The sequence below is a fragment of the Paenibacillus swuensis genome (assembly GCF_001644605.1).
Lineage (GTDB): Bacteria > Bacillota > Bacilli > Paenibacillales > DY6 > Paenibacillus_N > Paenibacillus_N swuensis.
The window spans coordinates 4,094,246-4,119,098 of sequence record NZ_CP011388.1 but is presented as its reverse complement, the minus strand read 5'-3'; the positions used below and the strand labels follow the sequence as shown (position 1 = coordinate 4,119,098).

Below are 24,853 nucleotides of genomic sequence, written 5' to 3'. Positions count from 1 at the left end.
TGGGAGCAGATGGCGGACAGGTTGAAAATCGGGATAACTTGTTATCCATCCTTAGGCGGTTCCGGTGTTGTGGCGACGGAGCTCGGGAAGCTTCTGGCCGAGAAAGGCCACCAGGTACATTTCATAACACACAGCATGCCGTTCCGATTGGGTAAATTTCAAAAAAATATTTATTATCACGAAGTTGAAGTGAATGATTATTATGTTTTCCGTTATCCTCCTTATGATCTGTCCCTTGCGAGCAAGATGGCGCAGGTAGCCAAGATGCAGCAGTTAGATATTCTGCATGTTCACTACGCCGTGCCGCACGCGATTTGCGCTTTCCTGGCGAAGCAAATGATCGGAGATCAACTGAAGGTGGTTACAACCCTGCACGGCACGGACATTACTGTACTGGCGCAAGATGAGTCGTTGAGCGACATCATTCGGTTAGGCATTAATCAGAGTGACGCGGTTACGGCGGTGTCGGAGGATTTAATTCGCGAGACGCGGTCCTTGTTAGCAATTGATAAGCCCATAGATCTAACTTATAACTTTGTGGACAAAAGAGTGTACTATCCCCGCGATGTCACCGGGATGAGGCATGATTTTGCTTCCTCAAACGAAAAAATACTGATGCACATTTCCAACTTCCGTCCTGTCAAAAGGGTGAGTGATGTCGTGGAAGTATTCGCTAAAGTCAGCGCGGCCATGCCCGCAAAGCTTCTTCTCGTAGGGGAAGGCCCCGACTTGCCTAAGGTTCAGTGCAAAATCCGTGAACTCGGCCTAGAAGACCGGGTCCATTTTCTGGGGAAACAGGATGACGTTGCGCAGGTCATTTCCCTTGCAGATATTCTATTGCTGCCTTCGGAAAAGGAGAGCTTTGGTCTGGTTGCCCTGGAAGCGATGGCTTGCGGAGTACCAACCGTGGGCTCTAACGCGGGAGGGATCCCGGAGCTTGTAACCCATGGCGAAACCGGATTTCTTGCTCCGATCGGCGACACCGAATTAATGGCGCAATATTGCATCACGATGTTGTCCAATGAAGCGTTATATAAACGCTTTTCGCAAGCGTGTCTGGATCGCTCCCGGTTCCGGTTCTGCAATGACCTGATTACGCAGGAATACGAAAATATATATTACCGGGTGCTGGGTAAAGAGGCGCCGGCGGAGCGTGTTCTGTGTGAATAATCTCTTAAGGGACGAAGCGGTCATAGTGCTGCTGGAACTTGAATCGCAAGGTTTTGAGGCTGTTATCGTAGGCGGCTATGTTCGGGATCAGATGCTGAATAAACCGTCCTACGATATCGACATTGCCACATCCGCCAAGCCTGAAGAGGTGATGGCAGTGTTTCCAAGAACAGCGCCAACCGGGTTGCAGCACGGAACGGTTACAGTCATTCGCGATCGTCTGACATTTGAAGTGACTACATATCGCAAAGAATCTGTTTATGAACAACACAGACGACCGGCATCCGTTGTATTCGTGTCGGATTTACATGAGGATTTGAGACGGCGCGATTTCACAATGAACGCGATGGCGCTGGATGCCCGAGGGAAGCTCATTGATCCTTGGGGAGGCTTGGCTGACCTTAAAGCGGGTAAGCTGCGATGTGTTGGGGACGCGGATGCCCGTTTCCAGGAAGACGCTCTACGCATGTTACGCTGCGTGCGTTTTGCCGCGTCTTACGCTCTGGATATCAGCCCGGAGACGTGGGAAGCTTTGTTGCGACACCATGGATTACTGGAGCATATCGCGCGTGAGCGGGTACGCGTTGAATTAGAGAAGACGCTCGAAGGCCCTCAGCCTGAAAGGGGTTCAGCTCTCCTGGTAGAGAGCGGGCTGTTAAGCCATGTCAAAGGCGGCATTCCGCTGGAGCCGCTGTTTGCCTGTGCGTTACGCAGGGAAGGGGAAGCGCGAGCTGGAACAATTGAATCGTTAGAAACAGATGAAAGAACCTGCTTACCCGCGCATGCGGACAAGCCTGAAGCCGCCGGCGCCGACCTAAGCACGCCGCTAGCGCAGTTAACGCCCGCTCCTCTGCGCTGGGCGTACCTGCTCTTGCTGCAAGGCAGCACGCAAGCCGAGGCCAACACGCTGCTCCGCGCCCTAACCTTCTCGAATGAGAAGGCAGGGCAAGTGAGCGGCGTGCTCGGCGTGCGCGAGTGGCTGCAGCAGCAGGGCTGCGGCCGCGCAGCGTGGCTTCGCTGCGCGCTCCGCTTCGGCAGCGAGCCGCTGCTCGGCTGGCTGCGCGTGGCCGGGCTGCACCCGGCCGCGGCGGCGGGCGCGCTGTACACGCGCGACCCGCAGGGGCTCGCGGCACTGCTCGCCGCGGGCGAGCGCTGGCTGCGCGAGCTGCCCGTGCGCGCCCTGAGCGACCTTCAGCTCGGCGGAGCGGAGCTGATCCGCGTGTTGGGGCGCCCGGGCGGGCCCTGGGTCAGCCGGGTGCTTGCCCGGCTGCTGGAGGACGCGGCACTAGGCATCGTGCCGAACGAACAGGAAGCGCTGCTGGACCGGGCAGCGCAGTACGGAAAGGAGATCGACCTCCCATGAGCCTATCGATCTTGGACATCCTTCGCGAACATCCGGAGGAATTCGTCTCCGGGGAATACATAAGCGAGCGTATGCATTGCAGCAGGACTGCCGTATGGAAGCATATCCGCAAGCTGAAGGCCCAGGGGTACGAGTTTGAAGCGATACCCCGTTTAGGTTACCGGCTGAAATCAGCTCCTCCTAAACTGAATATGCAGACGTTATTGACGGATTTAAACACGCGCGTGCTGGGTAAGCAAATAAAGCTTCTGGATGTGGTGGATTCAACGCAGCGGGTAGCGCATGAGTGGGTGAAAGAAGGCGCCCCCGAAGGCGCTATGGTCATTGCCGAAGGCCAAACCGCCGGCAGAGGCCGAATGGGAAGAACCTGGCACTCCCCGCAAGGTAAAGGAGTTTGGATGAGCTTGGTGTTGAAACCTTCGGTTCCGTTGCACCTGACTCCTCAACTGACTTTGCTGTCTGCTGTCGCATTATGCCGGGCGATTAAAGCCGTTGCTCCTGTAGATGCGGGCATCAAGTGGCCGAATGATATCCTCATTGGAGGACGCAAGGTGGCGGGAATCTTGCTTGAATCGAGCGCTGAAGATGAACGTTTGCAGTATGTAGTTGCCGGAATAGGGGTAAGTGTAAATTTAACCTCGACCGATTATCCGCAGGAGTTGCGTGAAATTGCTACTTCATTGCGGATAGCGGGCGGAGAGACTGTAGACAGAGCCGTGCTGATTCGAACTTTTTTGCAACAATTGGAATATCTTTATGAGTTATATACCGAGGAAGGCTTCGCCCCGATCAAATCGCTCTGGGAAGCGTTAAACGTCACACTTGGTCATCCTGTTTCTATAAGCGGGGCAACCGGAGTGGTAGAAGGCGTAGCCATGGAAATCGATGATTTAGGGGCACTTTTAATTAAGGACAACTCAGGCAAGCGGGTAAAGGTATATTCCGGTGATGTCCAGATAACGGGGAATTTACCGGGCCAACCGGGTCCAGGTGCAAAATAACATTGATTGCAAAGGTATGATTGCGATATAATGTAGAGGTGAGGCGGTATCTTGACTTTGTCAGAGCTGCACTTTCCAAAGGATGGATTGAAAACAATCTCATACTAACGTAAGTAGTATGTTGGATTCTGCTCTGAGCCGAAGGGACCGAGACAGAAGGATCATATGAAGTGGATTCTTGTGGGATAGGTGCCTTTTAGTTGTGAGCTAAAGGGTATTTTTTATGCGCACTTATCGTTTTATACAGCTAGCAATTCCCCGGGAGGCGAGTTAGATGAGTAAAATAACAACAGCGAAACTAAAGAAAATGAAACTCGATAAAACACCGATTGCCATGATTACCGCTTATGATTATCCATCTGCGAAATTAGCGGAGCAAGCCGGAGCGGATATTTTATTGGTTGGCGATTCACTCGGCAATGTGGTATTAGGGTACGATTCCACGATTCCGGTTACCGTTGAGGATATGATTTACCATTCCCGTGTTGTAGCGCGGGCAGTGGAGCGCTGCTTTATCGTCACGGATATGCCCTTCCTAACCTATCACGGCAGTTCGGATGCGGCTTTGCAACAGGTGGCAAGGATTATGCAGGAGGGTCATGCTCACTCCGTAAAGATGGAAGGCGGAGCCGAGATTGCAGCGAATGTACAAGCGATTACACGCGCCGGCGTCCCTGTGATGGGGCACTTGGGACTTACTCCGCAGTCGGTTCATCAAATAGGTGGCTTTAAAGTCCAAGGCCGCGAGCTTCAACAGGCTCAGAAGCTCATTGAAGATGCGAAGGCGTTGGAAGAAGCGGGTGTATATGCCATAGTGCTAGAGCTGGTAACGGAAGAACTGGCTAAACGGGTAAGTGAATCCGTCTCCGTGCCGACGATCGGGATTGGATCGGGACGATATTGCGACGGTCAGGTTCTGGTCTATCATGATGTCATCCAATATGCTCCTGATTACAGACCTAAGAAATTTGTGAAAACCTACGCGAACGTAGAGAAAATGATTCGCGAAGGCATCGCTGAATATGTCCGCGAAGTTAAAGAAGGTAAGTTTCCGGATGAGAGTCATGTATTTCCGATGAATGCGGAGCTTATTCCTCACTTATACGGAGGCGGCAAATGATTGTAAACTACACGATCAAGCAAATAAGAGATACGATTTCCACGTTTCGTAAGCGAAATCCCGAAGGTACCGTCGGTTTTGTACCGACCATGGGGTATTTGCATGAGGGGCATGCTTCCCTGCTGCGAAAAGCCCGGCAAGAGTGCGATGTCGTGGTGTTGAGCATCTTTGTCAATCCGCTGCAATTCGGACCAACGGAAGACCTGGACAAATATCCGAGAGATCGAGAGCGGGATTTGGCTTTAGCTGAACAAGCGGGAACAGATTTCGTATTTATGCCATCTGTTGAGGAAATGTATCCACGGCCGATGCGCACGCAAGTTGAGGTTTCGGGCATTACCGATGTACTATGCGGCGCATCCCGCCCGGGCCATTTTGCCGGAGTAGCTACCGTGGTTTCCAAATTGTTTAACATTGTTAATCCACACAGGGCTTATTTTGGCGAGAAAGACGCGCAACAGGTAGCTGTTATCGAACAGATGGTGGCGGATCTGAATTTGCCCGTGGCGATTGTGCCTTGCCCGATTCTGAGAGAAGGGGACGGACTGGCTATGAGTTCCCGTAACGTTTATTTAAGCCCGGAGGAGCGTGGTGAAGCGCTGTCGCTTTCCAAAGCGTTATCCCGCCTTCGGGTGTGGCGCGTGAATGAAGAATTGACCTTTGGGGAGTTACGCCATAAAATGAAGGATGAGATTCAGAAATCTCCTTTAGGCAACGTGGATTATATTGAAATATTAACTTATCCCGGACTCCTCCCCATCGCACAGGACTTCACCGTTCATGATGCAGATTTCGATTATATTGTCGCATTAGCGGTCAAATACGGGGCAACCCGGCTAATTGACAATGCCATTGTACGACAACCATTAGGGGAGGTTTAAATCATGTTCAGACATATGATGAAATCCAAAATACACCGGGCTACCGTTACCGAAGCGAACTTGAATTATGTCGGTTCCATCACAATAGATGAAAACATCATGGATGCAACGGATATTTTGGCAAATGAAAAAGTTCAGATCGTTAACAACAACAACGGAGCGCGTTTCGAAACCTATGTTATACCCGGCGAGCGCGGCAGCGGCACGATATGCCTTAACGGGGCTGCGGCCAGACAGGTGCAACCTGGAGATATCGTGATTATTATTTCCTACGCGATGATGAGTCATGACGAGGCCATACGTTATGAGCCTAAAGTTGCATTAATGGACGGAGATAACCGGATCTTGGATCTGATGGCGGAGAAACACGGCGTTACGGTTTAAAGCTCCAAAGGGCTCATGTAAACAATGCCACTCAGTAACTCAGTATGAAAACACCCCGGGAAACAAACAATGAGGTACATGAAGCACGACATGGGGAAGAGGGGTGGGACATGATGTTCAAACCGATATTCGCTTCAATGAATGAAGTTTTGGATGAGATCATCCGTGATTTTCCTAATGCAACAGGAACGCGGAAAGAGGAATTGAACGAGAAGATTCAGGTTCTGAAAGCGATGAGCGATTCAATGATTGAGGAATGGTTGCTTTTTGAAGAAAAAATCAGGACTTTGCCTTCGGAACAAAACTCATCTGATAACGTTTCCAGCCATCATCCATTCTCATTATCTCAATTGCTTGAACAACAAGGAGGTCAGCTTTCGCCTGAGTTGAAATCCTCGGAATTTATTAAAGGACAAGGCTACTTCAAATTATACATGTTTAAAGAAGCCATTGGTTACTTCAAGGCGATCGTGGCCGCTCAGCCTGATTATTTACTGGCCCGACTGTATTTAGCTCTTGCCTATCTGAAAACAGGGGATATGAATGAAGCTTACCCACACTTTCAGATGATTATCCCGATGACAGACAACAAAATGATGAAAGCCATCTCATATAACGCCTTGGGCTGCATCCAGGCCAGAAACCAAAATACCGAAAAAGCTTGCGAATATTTCAAAATGGCTTATCAATTGGATCCTTCTATAGTGGAGCCGTTGTCTAACCTTGAAATGGTGCAGCATAAGTCCGACACAATGAATCTCAGTGCTGGATTGAATCATTAGGTAAAGGTCAGGACGGAGCTTCAAGTTAAGTTCCGTGCAGTGTCATACGGGGATTGGAGTTAAGCATGAAATATGCTGTATTGGATTTTGAAACGACAGGCAGCGGTATGACGGATGAAGTCATTCAAGCGGGTCTTGTTATTGTAGAAGACGGAAAGATTACCAAACGGTTTTCTTCGTATATAAACCCTACGGTGGAGATTCCTCCGTTCATTACGCAACTAACCGGAATTACGGAAGACATGGTCAAGGATGCACCACCTCTGGACGAAGTATTGCTTCATATGATTCCGTTGCTGGATGATGCGGTGTTAGTAGCGCACCATGCTGCATTTGACGTTTCGTTCCTGCAACGGTCACTGGAACAATGCGGTTATTTGCCTTTCTCAGGAAGAGTGCTGGATACGCTGGATTTACTGCGTATCCTTTTTCCGTCTATGCCGAGTCTGCAACTTTCCATGGTGTGCAAGGAAATGAACATTCATCATGACCGACCCCATCAAGCGGACAGCGATGCGGAAGTTACGGCATTAATCTGGATAAGGTGTTTAGAGAAATTAGAAGATCTTTCATTGCTCACAACCCAACGAATCTCAGCTCTGTTTGAGGATGATTCCTCAGATTTATCCTGGTTTATGCAGGAAAACCGATTCAGGAAAGAACTCCATATTTCCTCAGATGAGCAATCCGGTAATTATCACAGACAATTCGAACTGAATGTCGGGGAATGGCCCGAAGAAACCTCCGCGCGGGAAGACGACCCTGATCCTGCGTTGAAAGGCATCGCCTTTGAGGAGTTTTATAAGGATCTCAAAGCACGCTTGCAAGGCGGGTTAAAGCAATACGAAGACAGGTCCGCTCAGGAACAGATGATTCATGAGGTTTATGATTCATTGGAAGACGACAAGCATCTGTTAATTGAAGCAGGCACAGGAACAGGCAAATCCTTGGGTTATTTAATTCCATCGTTGTATTATGCAATACGCCGTGAGAAGAAGATTATTGTAAGCACGCATACCATTAATTTACAAGAGCAACTGAGGGAAAGAGATTTGCCTTTGCTTGAACATATATTCCCTGTGGATTTCCGGGCTTCCGTTCTTAAAGGCCGTAGCCATTATCTTTGTTTACGTAAATTCGAGCACAAAATAAACGGTTCCGACTTTGAGAGTCCCAAAGAGGATGTTATCACTGCCGCACAAATGATTGTTTGGCTTAGTGAAACCATGCACGGTGATGAAGAAGAGATTCATTTCGGCAATAAGGGATCGGATTTCTGGCATTCCGTTTCCAGTGATGCAGATTCGTGTCTTAACCGTTCCTGCCCTTGGTTCCGTCGTTGCTTCTATCATCGTGCGCGCCATGAAGCCAATATCGCCGATGTAGTTATTACTAATCATTCATTGTTGTTTACCGATGTTAAAGCGGATCATCGTATTCTTCCTTCTTATGATCACTTGGTCGTCGACGAAGCTCATCATTTCGAAGAAGTCGCAGGCAAACATATGGGGATGAATGTGAATTATTTCTCTTTGGTTAACCCTATGCTGATACTTCTGAAGGATAGCCGAAGCGGACAAATTCCACATCTGCGGAATGAGCTTGAGCAGTTAGACGACGACAAGAGTTCTGAATGGATGTCTATAATAGATGACGTTATCCCTAAGATCATATCGGCTAAAGAGCATTGGGACAAGCTTACGGAGCTTCTTTACGAACTAACTACCGCCACAGCGTCGCAAGATCCCGGACAAGGCGAAACCGGACAAATGGTGTATCGATTAAAGACGGATGTACTTCCAGCAGAGTGGGATACGCTTGCGGGGATAGAGAATAACTTGTATATTGAATTAAGCGATGCGCTGAAGAAACTGGACAAGATCATCTCGGAAGTGAAAGAGCACGAGGACAGTGATATTTCCCAATTAGGCGTAGATATGAATTCGACAGTACGTGACTTATTGGGTCTTCGGGATGATATTCGCATGTTTATGAAGTTGTCCGATCCGGGCTATGTGTATTGGCTTGAGGCTAATAGCTACTACAAAGGAAAGTCACTTTCGCTTATGGCCGTACCCGCGGATGTCAGCGGTAAGCTGAGAGAACATTTTTTTGAACCGAAGCATAGCGTTATTCTTACTTCAGCTACGTTATCTGTAGATAAATCGTTTCAATATGCGGCCGAACAACTCGGTTTGGATACGATGACCGAAAGCGGTAGAGTTCGCACGAAGCTACTGGCTTCTCCGTTCAATTATCGTAAGCAAGCGCTAGTATGCATCCCGCGGGATTTTCCGGGTGTTCGAGGGCCGGGCGGTGAAACAAAATTTACAGATATGTTGGCTGATTCGTTAAGGGATGTAGCTCTGCAAACCCGAGGGCGTATGTTAGTGCTGTTTACATCCTACCGCATGCTCAAGCTGGTGCACGGAAAATTGAAAGAACAGCTTGGCAGTCAAGGTATACAAGTGCTTGGACAAGGGATCGACAGCGGTAACCGTTCAAAGTTGACCCGGATGTTCCAGGACAGTTCAGGAGCTGTATTATTAGGAACCAGCTCGTTCTGGGAAGGGGTAGACATTCCAGGCAGCGCGTTGACTTGCTTGGTCATCGTGCGTCTGCCTTTTCAACCGCCTAATCATCCTCTTGTGGAAGCGAAGTCGGAGATGCTTCAACGTCAGAATAAGAATCCATTTATGAAGCTGTCGGTGCCCCAAGCCGTCATAAGGTTTAAACAAGGTTTCGGCCGGTTAGTGCGTACCGGCCAGGATAAAGGCATCGTAATCATATATGACACCCGTGTTTTAGATACGTATTACGGAAAACACTTTCTTTATTCGTTGCCGGGTCCGCGCATCGAACATATGCGTTTAGAGCAACTCGTGCCCCGCATAAGGGATTGGCAGGAAACGGGAGAGTAGACTTTAGACAAGACAGGGGGAGCAAGTCTTTGAAAACGCCGAAAATTTCTGAAGCCGTAGTACGAAGGTTGCCGGTCTATCTGAGGTTTTTAAGTGAATTGAAGGCTAACAACGTGCTTACGGTATCGTCCCAGGATTTGGGCCTTAAGCTTGACCTCAACCCGGCGCAAATTCGAAAGGATTTAGCTCATTTCGGAGAATTCGGCCGCAAGGGAATCGGTTATGATGTCTCATATCTGATCGAGAAAATCAGGTCTATTTTAAAGATCGACAGAGTCATTAATGTAGCTCTGGTCGGTGCTGGTAATTTAGGACGCGCATTAAGCAACTATAACGCATATCTGAAAGATAATATGAAAATCGTAGCGATTTTTGATGCGCATTCGGGGAAGGTAGGAGAGGTCATTAATAACCTTTCTGTTCAATCGATGGAAGAGCTGAATGCAACGGTAAACCAACGGTCTATCCGCATCGGAATTATAACCGTTCCGGCTTCGGAAGCTCAGGTTGTAGCCGACCGTTTTGTCGATGCGGGCATTGAAGCTATATTGAATTTTGCGCCCGTTATTATTAAAGTGCCGCAAGGTATCCGTATTCATCATGCCGATTTCACAACGGATTTATTGAGCCTGGCTTATTATATAGATGACGCCGAAGAACAAGTATAAAAGGCTGTCCTGCCGCAACCGTGAAGGTTACGAAAGGACAGCCTTTTCTCATGAAGTTTATGCGTAACGAAGCACAATGCTTTCCAGGATGTCGGCAACATTCTCACAATCATCTGTTGTTTCTTCAAGTCGCTCGTATATTTCCTTAAGCTTGAAGTCCGTGTAAGGATCGGTGGGATTGCTGAAAATTTGGCGAATCCCTTCGCGCATGATCCGGTCGGCGTCATTCTCCATACTGTTAATAATGACGATATGCTCCCGCATTTGCACAAATTTTCTTTCGGACAGCAGCTTCATCGCGGTGAGGATGTGCTCACAGGATTGAACCAGCACCTCAGAAAAATCCTTCATATAATTATCGGTAAAATCAATACCCAGATAATCAAACCGGGCAATGGACGCTTCAATGCCGTCAAGCACATCATCAATCCGTGTAGCGAGTTCCAAAATATCTTCGCGTTTCAAAAAATCAGGATGGGCGGCATTTAATCCCTTGTAAATTTCGTGAGTCAGGGAGTCCCCCTTGGATTCAAGCTCTTTAATCTCTTCTTGGTGTTCCGCCGGAGGTTTCGTTCCCATCATGGCATTGCGAAACAGTTGAGCGCATTTCAGCGCGTTTTCCGAGTTCATAATCAGATAATTTAAGTAGTTAACGTCGGATTTCTTATTAAACGGAAACATATTCAACCCTCATTTCGTAGTAAATAGTAGGTTGTGAATGGTATGTAAATGTGAAATGATGCTAAGGAATAAATTAACATAGACGCCCTTAAACATCAACGCATTTGTTCGCCTTGCAATTGAATGGTGAACCATGTACATTTGTAAATGTATATTGGTCAAGGAAAGGATAGGCGAGAATATGAAGAAACGATGGATACGCAATGCTTCCTTTATTACAATGGACGAAGAAAATCCCTTCCTAACCGGACATATGGTTATTGAGAACGATAGGATTACATATGTGGGAACGGAATCGCCGGATCCTGCCACAGATTGGGAAGAGATTATTGACGGCAAGAACAAGATTATTATGCCCGGTTTGGTGAATACCCATAACCATGCCGCCATGTCTTTACTGAGAGGATATGCGGACGATCTAAATTTGCAAGTATGGCTGCAGGAAAAGATGTGGCCGATTGAAGGTAAATTTACATCGCAGGATGTTCAAGTCGGAACTTCCTTATCCGTCATTGAAATGCTTAAAGGAGGCACCACTTCTTTTGTAGATATGTACGATCATATGGGAGAAGTAGCCGGAGTAGTCGAAATTTCAGGCATGAGAGGATGTTTGACTCGCGGTGTGATCGGCTTGGTTCCTCCTGACGTTCAACAAGCCAAACTGGAGGATGCCATGAGCTTCGCCAGAGACTGGCACGGGAAAGCGAACGGCCGGATCACCACGATGATGTCGCCGCACGCGCCTTATACGTGTCCGCCGGATTATATCACTAAGATTGTACAGGCTGCCCATGATCTTGATTTACCGCTTCACACACACATGTCGGAATCTTTAGCGGAGGTTGAAGACAATGTGAAGCAATACGGGGATCGTCCCGTGGAACATCTTCGCAGACTAGGGGTATTTGATCGTCCAACCTTGGTGGCCCACGCCGTGCATCTTACCGACGAAGAAATTGATATTATGAAGCAATATGATGTACGTGTTTCTCATAACCCAGGCAGCAACCTGAAGCTGGCAAGCGGCATTGCCCGCGTTCCTGATTTGCTGAGGGCCGGCGTGTTGGTATCCTTGGGTACGGACAGCTCAGCAAGCAACAATAATTTGGATATGTTCGAGGAAATGAGATTAGCGGCTCTCCTTCACAAAGGAATTTCCGGAGATCCGACAGCGGTTCCCGCAATGGCCGCGCTTCGTATGGGTACGATCGACGGAGCTAAATCCATATGGCTGAAAGAAACCGGGATGCTTAAAGCCGGAATGAAAGCAGATTTTATTGCTTTAGATGCCGATCAGCCTCATTTTTATCCCAGAACGCACTTTGTTTCTCATGTCGTATATTCAGCATCAGCCAAAGATGTCACGGATGTGTGGGTAGACGGCAAGCAGTTGGTGCGTAAAGGTGAATGCCTCACACTGGATGAAGAAAAGGTGAAGGCTGAGTTCACTGCTTCATACGAACGCCTCACGAAAGGCTAAAGATATGAAAAAGAAGTATATATTTTATTCCATTATAGCGCTGATTTTACTAGTAATAGGTTTAAACCGCTTTTACTATTATATGCAACTAGATCATTGGACGGAAAGGCATGCCGCTGTTGAAACGGCCTTGAAGGAAGCGGGGATAACGGAAGTGGACCAGGCCAATCCTTACATCTGGGACGACTCATATTATGTGGTATCCGGAAAAAATAAAGCCGGTGTCGAAGTGATGACATGGATTCCTGAAGACGGTAAAGAAGTCGAAACTCGGGAGATGTCCGACGGCGTAAGTAAAGAACGAATTGCAGCCTTGACTAAGGAGCGCTCGCCTGATGCGGAAATTCTGCGGATCTTGCCGGGGAAGATGAAGGGTGCGCCAATCTGGGAAGTTTTCTACACGAAAGTTGACGGTTCGGAAGAAAGACATTTTTACGACTTTTATCAATGGAAAGACGGCAGATATATTGTTACCTATAATATGAGTATCCACTAAAGTTAGGAGGGAGGGTAAATGATTCCGAAATTCGGAGTGGTTTGCCCTCTTTTCTTCTTCATAGTTTTACGACGCTTTTACGGATGTTGTCACAATTCGATTCGCTCTCCGTACATCACATGTGATATACTTACTATACGTAATCATGTATATACTACATTCACAGAAAGGATGCGTTTGATGTGAAACTGCGTCTCATGCCTATTGTTATTACTGCAATTGTAGCATCCGGTTTATTGTTTGGCGGATGGTTTATATATCAAAGTGTCGCTGTTGAAAATCCCCTGGCTGAAGTCGTGGACAACACACCGGGCGTAGAGAAATCTCAATCCTTTTTTGGGGATACTTCGGTACGTGTGGAACTGCAACTCTCAAAAGATGCTAATATTCGTGAAGTCTATCAACGAATTTCCCGGGAAGGCGAGTCGATTATCGGGAACCGAGATTTAAAATTGGATATCGTTAATGAAAGCTCATCTGCTCTAGATGAAGTATGGTCCAAGGGACTGTTCCGCGTAGCAGAAGCTATGGAAACGAAGAAGTACGCCGATATCCCGGCGGCGTTGGAACAAATGACGAAGAGTCGCCCGGGTATGCAGGTCACTACGGAGATGGACGAACATAACGTTTATGTACGTTTGACTGAAGGCAAATCCAGCAAGTTTGTTGTTCTTCCGCGCATTCCTGCACAGATGGGGGTATGGTCGAATGAGTAAATATGCGAAGGAAATATTAATCGGAATAATACCTGTTATTTTTGCATTTCTCTTCTATATTAACGTGAATATAGTACCGCTAATTATGGTGACAGCTTTTGTAGCCGCATTGTACTTCATGACTAAATCTCGCACGGGCAGTGTCGGCGTGGCCAGCGGTTCCAAGAACAGAGGTAAATCTCCCGGCTTCATGACTTTTGATGATATCGGGGGTCAGGACAGCGCGAAGAAAGAACTGGTTGAGGCATTGGACTTCTTGATTAAACATGAGGAAATTAAGAAATTCGGCATTCGTCCCCTGAAAGGGATTCTGTTAACAGGGCCTCCCGGGACAGGAAAGACACTGCTTGCCAAAGCTTCAGCTCATTATACGAACTCCGTATTCATGTCGGCTTCCGGTTCGGAATTCGTAGAAATGTATGTCGGTGTCGGTGCCAGCCGGATCCGTGACCTCTTTAAGGAAGCGAGAAGCCGGGCCGAGAAAGAGAAGAAAGACAGCGCGATCATTTTTATTGACGAGATTGATGTCATCGGAGGTAAGCGTGACGGCGGTCAGCAACGTGAATATGATCAGACCCTGAACCAACTTTTAACGGAGATGGATGGCATGCATACTTCACAATCTCCAAGAATTCTGATCGTTGGCGCAACCAACAGGAAAGAAATGCTGGATAGCGCATTATTGCGTCCGGGCAGATTTGACCGTCACATTCAAGTGGATTTGCCTGATAAGAAAGGCCGTCTGCACATCCTTAATATTCATGCTAAGAACAAGCCTTTAGCTGAGAATGTTAATTTGGATCGTATTGCACAAGAAGCTTTCCAGTTCTCAGGAGCACAATTGGAGAGTTTGATGAATGAAGCAGCCATTTACGCGATGCGCGACAGCCTGGATCTTATCCAACAATCTCATCTTTCCCGTGCGGTCGACAAAGTGCTGATGGGCGAGAAAACAGATCGTGAATCGACTATGGAAGAGAAAGAACGAGTGGCGTTGCATGAATTGGGTCACGCCATTGCGGCGGAAGTAGTGCGTCCGGGTTCTGTATCGCAAGTAGCGTTAAGCCCTCGCGGGCAAGCGTTGGGTTATGTGCGTCATAACCCGCAGCAAGACCAATATTTGTACACAAAGGACCATCTTGAAGGACAAATCATGATTGCTCTGGGCGGCGCCGCAGCGGAGGAGATATTCTACAACTCCCGAAGCACAGGTTCCCGGAATGACTTTGAGCAATCCGTTAACATGGTTCGCACGATGATTGATTGTGGACTCACGAAACTCGGAATTGTGAATCCGGATGTCTTAAATAAAGACGAGTATTCGAAGGAAACGACAGCTATTCTGGACGAACTGTTCGGTTCCACCAAGATGTTATTAGAAAGATACCGGTCAGTTTTTGATCAATCTTTGAGTATTTTGATGAAGGAAGAGGTTCTGTCGGGCGATCAATTCCGTGAGCTTCTTGAGCAGACAAGAGAACTTGTAACAGCATAACTTGAATTTATATTTTATTTTCTAAATATGAAGTTAAGCCTCCGGCCGTGGCCGCAGGCTTTTTTCATGGGATAAAAACAGTTCAAATTATGGAAATGGTGTGAAAAGTGTATTAGAAGCGTGCATTTTTTGAAAAAAAGCTGTATTATTTTCATTGGACTTTTAGAAACTATACAGATCAAACACAGAGACAAAGACAAAAAGGATGGAGCCAAACATGAGTTTTAAAAAAATCGGCGTGATCGGCGGCGGTACAATGGGGCAAGGGATTGCGGAGATGTTGGCGCGCAAAGGCCTGGATGTGCTGTTAGCTGAAAAGACGAAGGAAAAGCTGCACAATGCTTTTGATATGATTGAATTGAGCTTGGATAAGCAAATGGAGAAATGGGCGATTACGGGAACCGAAAAGAAGCTCATTATGGCCAAAATTCATAAAGTAGATCAATTCGCGGATCTTAGCGATTGCGATCTTGTCATAGAAACGATTACAGAAGACTTGGATGCCAAGAAGGACATTTTCCGCGAACTGGATACGATCTGCGGACCGAATATTATACTCGCAAGTAATACATCTACATTAAGTTTAACAGAACTGGCAGGCGTTACGACAAGACCTGAACGAGTCATCGGACTTCACTTTATTCATCCTGTTTCCAAAATCGATCTCGTTGAAATCATCCGCGGATTAAAGACATCCGAGGCGGCTTTTACGGCAACGAAGCATTTCGTTGAAGAAACCATTTCGAAGAAAAGCGTTATGGTCTATGAATCCCCTGGATTCGTAACGACACGGTTGATTTGTACGTTAATTAATGAAGCTTTACATACGTTGCAAGAAGGGGTTGCCTCCGCGGAAGATATCGACGCCGCGATGCGAATCGGTTACGACTTTAAGTACGGCCCTCTTGAAATGTGTGACCGTTTCGGCTTGGATTCCGTGCTGGCCGCCCTGGAGCGTATGTTCAGGGAATACGGGGACATCAAGTACCGTCCTTCGGTGATGCTGAAGAAAATGGTTCGTGCCGGACATCTTGGCGTAAAAACGGGCGAAGGCTTTTTCCGCTACGATAAGGATGGTGATAGAGTATGAAAGTTCTAGTCATTAACGCGGGGAGCTCCTCGCTTAAATATCAACTGTACGATATGACGGATGAGTCTGTTCTGGCTAAAGGCCGCGTAGAGCGAATCGGTATGGATTCGGCAATACTTGTACATGAACCGACGGACAAGCAAGATGTTACGGAAGTCAGCGAAATTCTGGAACACCGCACGGCAATCCGTAAAGTGGTCGATATGTTGACACACCCGGAACATGGTGTCCTAGGTTCTATCAATGAAATCGACGCTGTAGGTCACCGCATCGTGCATGGCGGCGAAACGTTCTCCTCCTCCGTTGTTGTTACACCGGAAGTCAAGAAAGAAATCAAGCGCCTGTTCGACTTGGCGCCGTTGCATAACCCGGCTCACATGATGGGTATCGAGGCTGTTGAACTGAACATGCCGGGTGTTCCTCAGGCCGTGGTATTTGATACGGCGTTCCATCAGACGATGCCCGCCAAGTCGTATATGTACGCGATTCCCCGCGTGCTTTATACCAAGCATAAAGTCCGCCGTTACGGCTTTCACGGCACCTCTCATTTTTATGTGAGCCGCCAAGCCGCGGAGTTTCTGGAACGCCCTCTGGAGGAGCTGAAAGTCGTGACTTGTCATATCGGTAACGGAGGCAGCGTGACAGCGATTCTGGACGGCAAGTCTTTTGATACAAGCATGGGTATGACGCCGTTGGAAGGATTAATGATGGGTACCCGTTCTGGTGATCTGGATCCGGCGATTGTACCTTTTGTTATGGGCAAAGAAGATTTAACGATTAATGAAGTCAATTCCATGCTGAACAAGCATAGCGGTTTGCAAGCGATTAGCGGCATCTCCAGCGATATGAGGGAAATCGAAACGGCCATGAACGAAGGGGACCGGAATGCAACCCTCGCATTCGAGATGTACGAATACCGTATTCGGAAATATATTGGCGGTTATGCCGCAGCTATGAACGGAATAGACGTGCTCGTCTTTACTGCGGGCGTTGGCGAGAATGCGTCGAATGTCCGGGCTAAAGTATGCGAAGGCTTAAGCTTCCTAGGAATAGAAATGGATGAAGAAGCGAACAAGATTCGATCAGGCGACAACCGTCGTATTTCCACGGCGAATTCCAAAGTTCAGGTATTGGTGATCCCTACGAATGAAGAGCTGGTTATTGCCCGGGACACGTATCGTCTCATTGATGAAGCGGGTAAGTAGGCTGTATAATAGAAAAGCACATCATACAATTACACAGCATTCGTTTATAAGGGAGAGGTTTGTGCAGTGACCGTGAAAAGTACGATCCAAGAAGTTAAACATCATGTAGGACAGACGGTTAGAATCGGCTGTTGGCTTCATAACAAGCGTTCCAGCGGCAAGATTCAATTTCTGCAGCTTCGTGACGGTTCCGGTTTCATTCAAGGCGTCGTTGTCAAGAGCGAAGTAGGCGAAGACATCTGGGAAGCGGCTAAAGAACTGACACAAGAGAGCTCTCTGTGGGTTACAGGTTCGGTCCGTGAAGACGATCGAAGTCAGAGCGGGTACGAGCTTACCATACAAGGGATCGAAATTATTCATATTACTCAGGATTATCCGATTACTCCCAAAGAACATGGTGTGGATTATCTGATGGACCACCGTCATTTATGGATTCGGTCACCGCGTCAGCGCGCCGTTCTTGTCATTCGTGCCGAGATTATTAGGGCCATTCAACAATTTTTTGACGACAGAGGCTTCCATCTTGTCGATCCGCCGATTTTAACGCCTTCCTCCTGTGAAGGTACGACGAATTTATTCGCGACCAAGTATTTTGATGAGGATGCGTATTTAACGCAGAGCGGACAGCTTTATATGGAAGCGGCGGCTATGGCTCTCGGCAAAGTGTATTCTTTCGGTCCTACGTTCCGTGCGGAGAAATCCAAGACACGTCGTCATTTAATCGAGTTCTGGATGATTGAACCCGAGATGGCTTTTGTTGAACATGAAGAAAATCTGCAGGTGCAAGAGCAGATGCTGTCCCATGTTGTACAGACGATCCTGACGAACTGCGCCAAAGAACTGAAGGTACTCGAACGGGATATTACGAAATTGCAGAACGTACAAGGTGACTTCCCAAGAATTACGTATGACGAAGCGATTCAATTCCTGCAAGAGCAAGGCCACGAAATCGCATGGGGCGAAGACTTCGGCGCGCCGCATGAGACGGCTATTGCGGAGCATTATGATAAGCCTGTGTTCATCACCCATTATCCGACAGAGATTAAAGCCTTCTATATGAAGCCCGATCCGAATCGTCCGGAAGTGGTTATGTGCGCAGACCTGATTGCTCCGGAAGGATACGGTGAAATCATCGGAGGGTCTCAACGTATTGATGATCCGGCTCTGCTGGAAGAACGTTTCAAGGAGCATGAACTCTCGATGGAAGCTTACCAATGGTACATGGATCTGCGTAAATACGGGACCGTACCGCATTCCGGCTTTGGTTTAGGTTTAGAGCGTACCGTGGCCTGGATTTGCGGACTGGATCACGTCAGGGAGACCATCCCGTTCCCTCGCTTATTGAACCGTTTGTATCCGTAAAGTGATTTCGAATGGGGTGCGGAAATGAACAACGATGCAAAGAAATCCTGGACGGATGGTATGCTTGCGGGGATGATGAGCGGATCCGTTTCGGTTCCTTATCTGCTGATTAAATATTACCGGAAGTTAAATCTGACGGATGTAGAAGCGATGATACTAATCCAAATGATTGCGTTCAAAGAAAAGGAAATGATGGATTTTCCGACGCATGAAGATATCCAACAGAGAATGACTTCTTCAGGTGAAGTCGTGATTAAAGGGCTTCAGAAGCTGGTGATGGGCGGGATTATAACCATTGAAGAGGATTTCGACAGGGAATCGGGTATTCAGTCGGAGCGTTATAATTTCACGGCGCTCTATACCAGAATCGCTGCACTGTTACTGGAAGAACAGTCCAAGGTGAAGCCGCTGAATCTTTCCCCTAAACAAGAAGATTCTTCAGTTTCGGTCAAGAAGAAAGAGGATAACGTCTTTCTCATGTTTGAGCGGGAATTTGCCAGGCCTCTGTCACCGATGGAATGTGAAACGATATCCGGTTGGTTGGACTTGGACCGCTACTCGTTAGAGTTAATCACTGCTGCGTTGAAAGAATCCGTTTTTGCCGGTAAGCTCAACTTCAGATATATTGATCGTATTCTCTTGGAATGGAGTCGTAATCGGGTGTTTACAGCCGAACAAGCCAAGGAGTATTCCCAGAAATTTCGTTCAGGAACAAGATAAATATATGTTATAATAGGGATAAGGGACAAAAGCCAACGGTGGATGTCCCTTTTTCCTATAGAAGAGGTTTAGAGAGGTGAAAGAATATGTCAGGCAAGGCAAGAGGCTTAATTGCACTCGTTTCGTTTGTAGCCAGCTTTGTAATGTTCAGTTTGATCTATGGACTAAAGACGGATACTTGGTATTATGTTTTGATGGCCTCTGTAATCCCGGTATTCGGATTTCTGTATGTGGACAGTTGGCTTAAAAATATGGATTACACCAATCCGAGAGACGGTCGGCATCCGAGACATCAACGGGATTTGGAATAGATAATCGAGAAAATTTGAGCTGTCTGCAATTGCAGGCAGTTTTTTATTTTATACGCTGTTAAGATGAATTTAAGATTTGCATGTTATATTGTGGGTAATGTAATGCAGAACGAATGCTAACGAGAGGGGGAAAGGTCATGAATTTAAAAAACCAATGGAAGCCTGCGATGGGAAGGCTGTTAGTTAAACTACACCGGTGGAATGCTTGGTCGGTGTTGCTTCTTGCGTTAACCGGTGTCGTACTATCGATTGGGGCGATCCGCGGAGATTTGGGTATGATACGGGTTTGGCTCAAAAATATTCACACTTGGGTAGGGCTCGCCTCCGTCATATTGATCCTGTTCTATTTACCTTATATCCGCAAGCATGTAAAACAAATCCGAAAGAAACCCGCACAGAAATGGAACCTTGGGTTGGTGCTGGGACTCACGGTGGGTTGGATTCTTTCCGGCATTGTGCTGTGGTTATTTCGCCATTTCCCTCCGGCTTGGAGCAATACGGCGCTTTGGATCCATGACTTGTTAACCTGGGTCGGAATTCCTTATATCCTATACCACTCGATTACAAGAATGCGATGGATGAAGGAACCTGCGAAACGGACGATTGTTTCGGAAACTTCGCAGCAAGTGATTAACGACGAGGAGTACAAAGTCAAGCCATTGCCGCCTATAACAGGAAAGCCGAGAGTCTCCCGCAGAGTATTCCTGCGGTGGGGAATCGGAGCCGGAATTGCAGCGGTTTTCGGACCTTCCTTCATCCGTTGGCTGGGAGATTCTTTGGGCAACGGAGGCGGAGGAAGCGGTAAACCAGCGGCCATGCCAGGTACGGACGCGAATCGGATGCTTCCCGCACCGACACCATTACCCGATTCCACCGCAGTGATTGGGGGAGGGGCTAAAGGAGATTTCCGCGTGTATACTGTAACGCCGATCCCCTCATTTACATCAGACGATTGGAAATTTACTGTCGGAGGTTTGGTCGACAAGCCCATGGAACTCGATTGGAACGCCTTTCTGGCATTGAAACGCGAGGTACAGGTCAGCGATTTTCATTGTGTGACCGGGTGGTCTGTGTACAGTAATACGTGGGAAGGCATACCATTACATCAATTGCTGAAAGCAGCAGGCGTTAAATCAGAAGCGAGATTCGTCAAGTTTTATTCCGGTGACGGGGTGTATACCGATGCGCTAAGCTTGGAACAAGCCCGAATGGAAGATGTAATCGTGGCGGTGTTACATGACGGTAAACCGATCGGCGCCGATTACGGGGGACCGGTGCGACTGGTTGTTCCCCAGATGTACGCCTATAAATCGGTGAAGTGGCTTCAATCCATAGAATTGATCGCGGAACCGCATATCGGATATTGGGAAGAGCGCGGGTATGATAATGATGCTTGGGTCAACGCTTAAACAAATAAAACCTGTTCATTTCGGCCATTCGGTCGATTGAACAGGTTTTTTTGGGGAAATATCAGAACGTTTCATTCATCTGGGCGTGAACTGTCATTTCTTCAGCAAGTACCAACGATATACATACTCGAACAGGAATTCGAAAGCTTCCAAGTGACGCTTTGCTTCAAACGCGTTCGCGCCCCAAGCGTAAATCCCGTGTTTTCGAAGCATAATGCCGGGAATCCGAGGTTGGATCGAGCCTTCAAGCAGAGGCACAATCGTCGGTACATTCGTATAATTAGGAACGATCGGAATGTCGATCTGCGCGTCTTCATCCCAGATATTAAATGCTTTGATTAGCTCAACACCGTCTACGGGGATGCTCCCGCGCTCCCAGAATAATTCGGAGACTAGGCTGTTAAACACGGTATGCACATGAAAAATCGCACCGCAACCCGTTAAACGATAAATTTCACAATGAATGGAAGTTTCCGCCGAAGGCTTCAGATGGGTTGCTTCAACGGGTTTGCCGGTTTGGTCCACAAGTAAATAGTCCTCTGGCGTATTCACGGATTTATCTTTACCGCTGGCGGTCACCGCAAAGGTAAAATCTTGAGGGGTGTAATCCCCGACACGAACAGATAAGTTGCCGCTGGTACCCGGAAACCAACCGCGGTTTGCGAATAACGTCTTGACTTCTGTCAATTGGGAATATGCAAATTGCTTCTGTTCCAAAGTTATGGAGGTATGATTCATTAGGTGATACTCCTTTCTTTAAACTTAACGAGTCACAGCCGGCTTTAAATGTCGAAGCACATCGTGAAAGGTGGTAAACGGAATATGCGGCAGTTCAAGTTCCTCGCAAAGTTCGGTAAGATGTGAACGAGAGAATACCAGATCCGCAATTTTGGCGCCTTCGAAATCCGATATGCTGTCGCCAATCAGAATCCGATAGTGCTTGTCCGCATCAAAGCCGCGAATAATCGAAGTTTTGCACATCCCGCAAGCTCCGTTCGCACAGTGCTCATCACAAGCATAAGGCCAGGTGATTTCCATCTGTTCTCCGCTAAAGTTACTTCCATTGCAATATATTCGGTCAATCCGGCCTTCGAAGGGCTTTAGAATCGGTTGCAGGAAGAAATCAATCCCTCCGGATGTAACCAAGAAAGGTATTTGTTGCTCTCCGCAAAAGGTTAGAAGCTCCTCGAAGCCTTCGCGAATCCGGGCGTTGGCGATGGCGAAGTCAGCAACCTCGTCACGCATGGTAGAAGGAAATAACCGAAACATGGAACCTACGCATTGCTGGAGTGAAATTTGCTTTGCCGTCAATTGCTCAACCAGCTCTTTCCAACCTTCAGGTTGAAAGTGCTCCATGATTGCAATAATGTTATCATTTTCGGTGATGGTCCCGTCAAAGTCACAGAATAATACAGGTGCTTTAGAGCCTGCTTCTACTGAGGTTACATGTGTTGTGATATCTAAGTTGCTCATCTTATTGCTTAACCCCCCAAGCTTGAATAGCTGCGGAAAGCTCCGCATATTGGTGTTGATGTGCGTAATTTTCCAAAGTTTCGCCGGACAACGCAGCATCTATGGCCTGTTTGAAAGCTCTGCCGCCGGCCGCCGTCCCCATCGGGTGACCGTGAATCCCGCCGCCTGCGTTAACAACCACATCTGGACCGAAGTCACGTAATATCCAAGGAACCAGACCTGGATGAATGCCTGCGGACGGTACAGGAACCGAAGGTTTAAGCTGTAAGTCCGCCTGAGAAAGTTCATGGTTGGCATACACATAATCTTGAATCAGGTTCTCGGTAAGCAATGCATGCTTAATTGCCATATTCTCTTCCTTAGGCATAACTACGGAGCCATAAGGAGAAGGGAACAGGACCAAATCCGCCCCGGCCAAGCGCATCAGCTTTCCGAGAAGGACGCTCGGTGCGATCCCGTAGTGCGGCGAAGGATACATCGCGCCGGCCATAGCGGGATGCGCTGCAATCGGAACCGAAATTTCAGGGTCCGCCGCCAATTCGTGCAATGTATCAAAGCCATAGGCTAATACATTGAATAACAATGCGTTGGCACCTGCTTGAATAGCTTTCTTCGCTTGAGAGGCCAGGGAGGAAGTGGGACCTGTCAAATTAACGGCGTACAGCAATTTCTGACCTGTCTCGGCCTCTGCTTTACGCGCGGCCTCCATGCAGACTTCCACCCGCCGCTCCAACGGGGTAAGCGGATTTTCAAACAGAATTTCATCATCCTTGATTAAATCCACGCCGCCTAAAGCCTGTTGATAGAACTGATCCTTTAACCCTTGAAGATCGTGGCCGATCACACTTTTGAAAATACTCATCAACAGAGGTCTGTCCTTAACGTTTAGCAGCTCTCGAACACCGGCTAGGCCGAACTTAGGCCCGGGAAACGCTCCAAGAAAAGTGTTGCTGAATCTAAGATCGATCAGCTTGATGCGTCCGTCCATTGATAATTTGCCAAATACGGTAACAAGGAGAGCGGGAAGGTCCCGGCTAAAATTTACGTCCGGGTAAGCAATGGCAATGTCAGCGTAACGATCCTCTCCGGGGCGTTCATATACATCTACAGAAACCACTTGACCCAGATGCTTCTCCATCGTGGCTTTTTGCGCTTCCGGCAGATCCGTCCAGCTTCCTACGGTTAAACCTATGGCGATACCTTGCGCTTTTTTGGCAAAATCAGCCTTGTCATCATATGTGCGATATACCGCTAAACAATACTCATTCAACTTTTATTTCCTCCCAATCGTTGCCCCCATCTCCGCGGCTCTCTCACTTGCTCGCAATACAGCGCGGTTAAAGCCTTCCGCAAACCGATATTCGGCCAGAACATCAAGCGCTGCCTGAGTAGTTCCGTTCGGAGAGGTGACTTTTCTGCGCAGGTCTGCAGGATCCTCACCCGTTAATTGTACCATTTGGGCGGCTCCCAAAAAAGTCTGTACGGTGAGAGTGCGAGCTGTTTCCTCATCCATGCCGCCTTGCACGCCAGCCGCTGTTAATTGCTCCATGAGGAAATATACGTAAGCTGGGCCTGACCCGGAAACGCCTGTCACCACGTTCAGCAGCGATTCTTCCACAACCGTTACGGTACCGATGGATTCAAACATTTCCAGTGCCGTCTGTTGCTGATGGTCCGTCACACGTTCCGAGAAGGCGATGCCGGTTGCGCCAAAACCGATTGTACTGGATGTATTCGGCATCGTACGCACAACAGGCATAGACATTTCAAGTATACCCTCAATGGTTTCAATCGTTAAACCCGCCACAACAGAAACAATCATCTGATTTTCATTTAATAAAGGCTTTAACTCCAGCAATGCCGTCTCGCAATCCACCGGTTTAACCGCCAGAACGATCAGATCGGCTTCTTGCACGAAACGTTGTTTGCTTTCAGGATTGCCGCTCACGCGCACCCCGTAGGTTGTTCTTAAATTTTGCAATCGTTCCGATTTGCCGCCGCGGTTAAGCAGGGACAGGTTGCCCGGCCATGCTTTCTGCTTGGCCAGCAGGCCGCGTACCAATGCCTCCGCAATGGAGCCTGCTCCGTAAAAGGCAATGCGTTTCTCTATAATGGATGCACTCAT

The 24,853-nt window shown here is 47.8% G+C and carries 24 protein-coding genes; 19 read left to right on the top strand and 5 right to left on the bottom strand.

All coding sequences use genetic code 11. The annotated features are described in order from the left end of the window. Positions 1–9 precede the first annotated feature (9 nt). The 9 genes from bshA to SY83_RS18350 all read left to right on the top strand — a co-directional run bounded on the left by bshA (position 10) and on the right by SY83_RS18350 (position 10,290). Positions 10–1,170: an N-acetyl-alpha-D-glucosaminyl L-malate synthase BshA gene (bshA, locus tag SY83_RS18390; RefSeq protein WP_068609185.1), complete on the top strand. Its 1,161-nt coding sequence runs from the start codon at positions 10–12 to the stop codon at positions 1,168–1,170. Next, positions 1,163–2,533, top strand: a complete 1,371-nt coding sequence (locus tag SY83_RS18385; protein WP_068609183.1) for a CCA tRNA nucleotidyltransferase — start codon at positions 1,163–1,165, stop codon at positions 2,531–2,533. Before bshA ends, SY83_RS18385 begins: the two co-directional genes overlap by 8 nt. Then, positions 2,530–3,534, top strand: coding sequence for a biotin--[acetyl-CoA-carboxylase] ligase (locus tag SY83_RS18380; RefSeq protein WP_068609182.1), 1,005 nt, complete (start codon positions 2,530–2,532; stop codon positions 3,532–3,534). Before SY83_RS18385 ends, SY83_RS18380 begins: the two co-directional genes overlap by 4 nt. Before the next feature lie 274 nt (positions 3,535–3,808). Next, a complete protein-coding gene (gene panB / locus SY83_RS18375; protein ID WP_068609180.1) occupies positions 3,809–4,654 on the top strand; it encodes a 3-methyl-2-oxobutanoate hydroxymethyltransferase in 846 nt (281 codons plus the stop codon). After that, on the top strand, positions 4,651–5,535 hold the full coding sequence (gene panC, locus SY83_RS18370; protein ID WP_068609175.1) for a pantoate--beta-alanine ligase: 885 nt from the start codon (positions 4,651–4,653) through the stop codon (positions 5,533–5,535). The genes panB and panC overlap by 4 nt, the downstream gene beginning before the upstream one ends. A gap of 3 nt (positions 5,536–5,538) precedes the next feature. Continuing rightward, entirely contained in the window at positions 5,539–5,919 is a 381-nt protein-coding gene (panD, locus tag SY83_RS18365; RefSeq protein ID WP_068609173.1) for an aspartate 1-decarboxylase, read from the top strand. A 110-nt stretch (positions 5,920–6,029) separates the two neighbouring features. Further along, on the top strand, positions 6,030–6,701 hold the full coding sequence (locus SY83_RS18360; protein WP_082882610.1) for a tetratricopeptide repeat protein: 672 nt from the start codon (positions 6,030–6,032) through the stop codon (positions 6,699–6,701). A gap of 65 nt (positions 6,702–6,766) precedes the next feature. After that, a complete protein-coding gene (dinG, locus tag SY83_RS18355; protein ID WP_068609171.1) occupies positions 6,767–9,622 on the top strand; it encodes an ATP-dependent DNA helicase DinG in 2,856 nt (951 codons plus the stop codon). Between the two features lie 29 nt (positions 9,623–9,651). Beyond that, positions 9,652–10,290, top strand: coding sequence for a redox-sensing transcriptional repressor Rex (locus tag SY83_RS18350; RefSeq protein ID WP_068609169.1), 639 nt, complete (start codon positions 9,652–9,654; stop codon positions 10,288–10,290). 57 nt (positions 10,291–10,347) lie between these two features. Here the strand turns inward: SY83_RS18350 and SY83_RS18345 are convergent, their stop codons facing one another. Next, on the bottom strand, positions 10,348–10,971 hold the full coding sequence (locus SY83_RS18345; protein WP_068609167.1) for a DUF47 domain-containing protein: 624 nt from the start codon (positions 10,969–10,971) through the stop codon (positions 10,348–10,350). A 181-nt stretch (positions 10,972–11,152) separates the two neighbouring features. On the opposite strand from SY83_RS18345, the gene SY83_RS18340 reads away from it, so the two are divergent. The 10 genes from SY83_RS18340 to SY83_RS18295 all read left to right on the top strand — a co-directional run bounded on the left by SY83_RS18340 (position 11,153) and on the right by SY83_RS18295 (position 21,255). Continuing rightward, positions 11,153–12,451 carry an amidohydrolase gene (locus tag SY83_RS18340; RefSeq protein WP_068609164.1) on the top strand — a complete coding sequence of 433 codons (1,299 nt, stop codon included), beginning with the start codon at positions 11,153–11,155 and terminating at the stop codon, positions 12,449–12,451. Positions 12,452–12,455: 4 nt separating this feature from the next. After that, positions 12,456–12,947 (top strand): cell wall elongation regulator TseB-like domain-containing protein, encoded by a 492-nt coding sequence (locus tag SY83_RS18335; RefSeq protein ID WP_068609163.1) that lies wholly within the window; start codon positions 12,456–12,458, stop codon positions 12,945–12,947. Between the two features lie 182 nt (positions 12,948–13,129). Beyond that, positions 13,130–13,663: a hypothetical protein gene (locus SY83_RS18330; RefSeq protein WP_068609161.1), complete on the top strand. Its 534-nt coding sequence runs from the start codon at positions 13,130–13,132 to the stop codon at positions 13,661–13,663. Continuing rightward, positions 13,656–15,158 (top strand): AAA family ATPase, encoded by a 1,503-nt coding sequence (locus SY83_RS18325; protein ID WP_068609159.1) that lies wholly within the window; start codon positions 13,656–13,658, stop codon positions 15,156–15,158. The genes SY83_RS18330 and SY83_RS18325 overlap by 8 nt, the downstream gene beginning before the upstream one ends. A 217-nt stretch (positions 15,159–15,375) precedes the next feature. Continuing rightward, positions 15,376–16,248: a 3-hydroxyacyl-CoA dehydrogenase family protein gene (locus tag SY83_RS18320; protein ID WP_068609157.1), complete on the top strand. Its 873-nt coding sequence runs from the start codon at positions 15,376–15,378 to the stop codon at positions 16,246–16,248. Next, positions 16,245–17,453 carry an acetate/propionate family kinase gene (locus SY83_RS18315; protein ID WP_068609155.1) on the top strand — a complete coding sequence of 403 codons (1,209 nt, stop codon included), beginning with the start codon at positions 16,245–16,247 and terminating at the stop codon, positions 17,451–17,453. The genes SY83_RS18320 and SY83_RS18315 overlap by 4 nt, the downstream gene beginning before the upstream one ends. 66 nt (positions 17,454–17,519) lie before the next feature. Then, positions 17,520–18,815 (top strand): asparagine--tRNA ligase, encoded by a 1,296-nt coding sequence (asnS, locus tag SY83_RS18310; RefSeq protein WP_068609153.1) that lies wholly within the window; start codon positions 17,520–17,522, stop codon positions 18,813–18,815. Positions 18,816–18,839: 24 nt separating this feature from the next. Next, entirely contained in the window at positions 18,840–19,535 is a 696-nt protein-coding gene (locus tag SY83_RS18305; protein WP_068609151.1) for a DnaD domain-containing protein, read from the top strand. A gap of 86 nt (positions 19,536–19,621) precedes the next feature. Next, positions 19,622–19,846: a hypothetical protein gene (locus tag SY83_RS18300; RefSeq protein WP_068609149.1), complete on the top strand. Its 225-nt coding sequence runs from the start codon at positions 19,622–19,624 to the stop codon at positions 19,844–19,846. Positions 19,847–19,983: 137 nt separating this feature from the next. Beyond that, positions 19,984–21,255 carry a molybdopterin-dependent oxidoreductase gene (locus tag SY83_RS18295; RefSeq protein WP_068609146.1) on the top strand — a complete coding sequence of 424 codons (1,272 nt, stop codon included), beginning with the start codon at positions 19,984–19,986 and terminating at the stop codon, positions 21,253–21,255. 93 nt (positions 21,256–21,348) lie between these two features. Here SY83_RS18295 and mtnB read toward each other — a convergent pair whose 3' ends face one another. Genes mtnB through proC form a run of 4 tightly spaced genes read right to left on the bottom strand, consistent with a single transcriptional unit; the run spans position 21,349 to position 24,853 of the window. Continuing rightward, positions 21,349–21,993, bottom strand: coding sequence for a methylthioribulose 1-phosphate dehydratase (mtnB, locus tag SY83_RS18290; RefSeq protein WP_068609144.1), 645 nt, complete (start codon positions 21,991–21,993; stop codon positions 21,349–21,351). 24 nt (positions 21,994–22,017) lie between these two features. Next, entirely contained in the window at positions 22,018–22,728 is a 711-nt protein-coding gene (locus tag SY83_RS18285; RefSeq protein WP_068609141.1) for a 2-hydroxy-3-keto-5-methylthiopentenyl-1-phosphate phosphatase, read from the bottom strand. Between the two features lies 1 nt (position 22,729). Further along, entirely contained in the window at positions 22,730–23,998 is a 1,269-nt protein-coding gene (locus SY83_RS18280; RefSeq protein ID WP_068609139.1) for a 2,3-diketo-5-methylthiopentyl-1-phosphate enolase, read from the bottom strand. A gap of 3 nt (positions 23,999–24,001) precedes the next feature. Then, positions 24,002–24,853 (bottom strand): pyrroline-5-carboxylate reductase, encoded by an 852-nt coding sequence (proC, locus tag SY83_RS18275; protein WP_068609138.1) that lies wholly within the window; start codon positions 24,851–24,853, stop codon positions 24,002–24,004.

Bases quoted from the DNA above. Each gene is read 5' to 3' on its own strand.
- bshA (WP_068609185.1), top strand. From the start codon at position 10: ATGGCGGACAGGTTGAAAATCGGGATAACTTGTTATCCATCCTTAGGC.
- SY83_RS18380 (WP_068609182.1), top strand. From the start codon at position 2,530: ATGAGCCTATCGATCTTGGACATCCTTCGCGAACATCCGGAGGAATTC.
- panB (WP_068609180.1), top strand. From the start codon at position 3,809: ATGAGTAAAATAACAACAGCGAAACTAAAGAAAATGAAACTCGATAAA.
- panC (WP_068609175.1), top strand. From the start codon at position 4,651: ATGATTGTAAACTACACGATCAAGCAAATAAGAGATACGATTTCCACG.
- panD (WP_068609173.1), top strand. From the start codon at position 5,539: ATGTTCAGACATATGATGAAATCCAAAATACACCGGGCTACCGTTACC.
- SY83_RS18360 (WP_082882610.1), top strand. From the start codon at position 6,030: ATGATGTTCAAACCGATATTCGCTTCAATGAATGAAGTTTTGGATGAG.
- dinG (WP_068609171.1), top strand. From the start codon at position 6,767: ATGAAATATGCTGTATTGGATTTTGAAACGACAGGCAGCGGTATGACG.
- SY83_RS18345 (WP_068609167.1), bottom strand. From the start codon at position 10,971: ATGTTTCCGTTTAATAAGAAATCCGACGTTAACTACTTAAATTATCTG.
- SY83_RS18340 (WP_068609164.1), top strand. From the start codon at position 11,153: ATGAAGAAACGATGGATACGCAATGCTTCCTTTATTACAATGGACGAA.
- SY83_RS18335 (WP_068609163.1), top strand. From the start codon at position 12,456: ATGAAAAAGAAGTATATATTTTATTCCATTATAGCGCTGATTTTACTA.
- SY83_RS18325 (WP_068609159.1), top strand. From the start codon at position 13,656: ATGAGTAAATATGCGAAGGAAATATTAATCGGAATAATACCTGTTATT.
- SY83_RS18320 (WP_068609157.1), top strand. From the start codon at position 15,376: ATGAGTTTTAAAAAAATCGGCGTGATCGGCGGCGGTACAATGGGGCAA.
- SY83_RS18315 (WP_068609155.1), top strand. From the start codon at position 16,245: ATGAAAGTTCTAGTCATTAACGCGGGGAGCTCCTCGCTTAAATATCAA.
- SY83_RS18305 (WP_068609151.1), top strand. From the start codon at position 18,840: ATGAACAACGATGCAAAGAAATCCTGGACGGATGGTATGCTTGCGGGG.
- SY83_RS18300 (WP_068609149.1), top strand. From the start codon at position 19,622: ATGTCAGGCAAGGCAAGAGGCTTAATTGCACTCGTTTCGTTTGTAGCC.
- SY83_RS18295 (WP_068609146.1), top strand. From the start codon at position 19,984: ATGAATTTAAAAAACCAATGGAAGCCTGCGATGGGAAGGCTGTTAGTT.
- mtnB (WP_068609144.1), bottom strand. From the start codon at position 21,993: ATGAATCATACCTCCATAACTTTGGAACAGAAGCAATTTGCATATTCC.
- SY83_RS18285 (WP_068609141.1), bottom strand. From the start codon at position 22,728: ATGAGCAACTTAGATATCACAACACATGTAACCTCAGTAGAAGCAGGC.
- proC (WP_068609138.1), bottom strand. From the start codon at position 24,853: ATGAGTGCATCCATTATAGAGAAACGCATTGCCTTTTACGGAGCAGGC.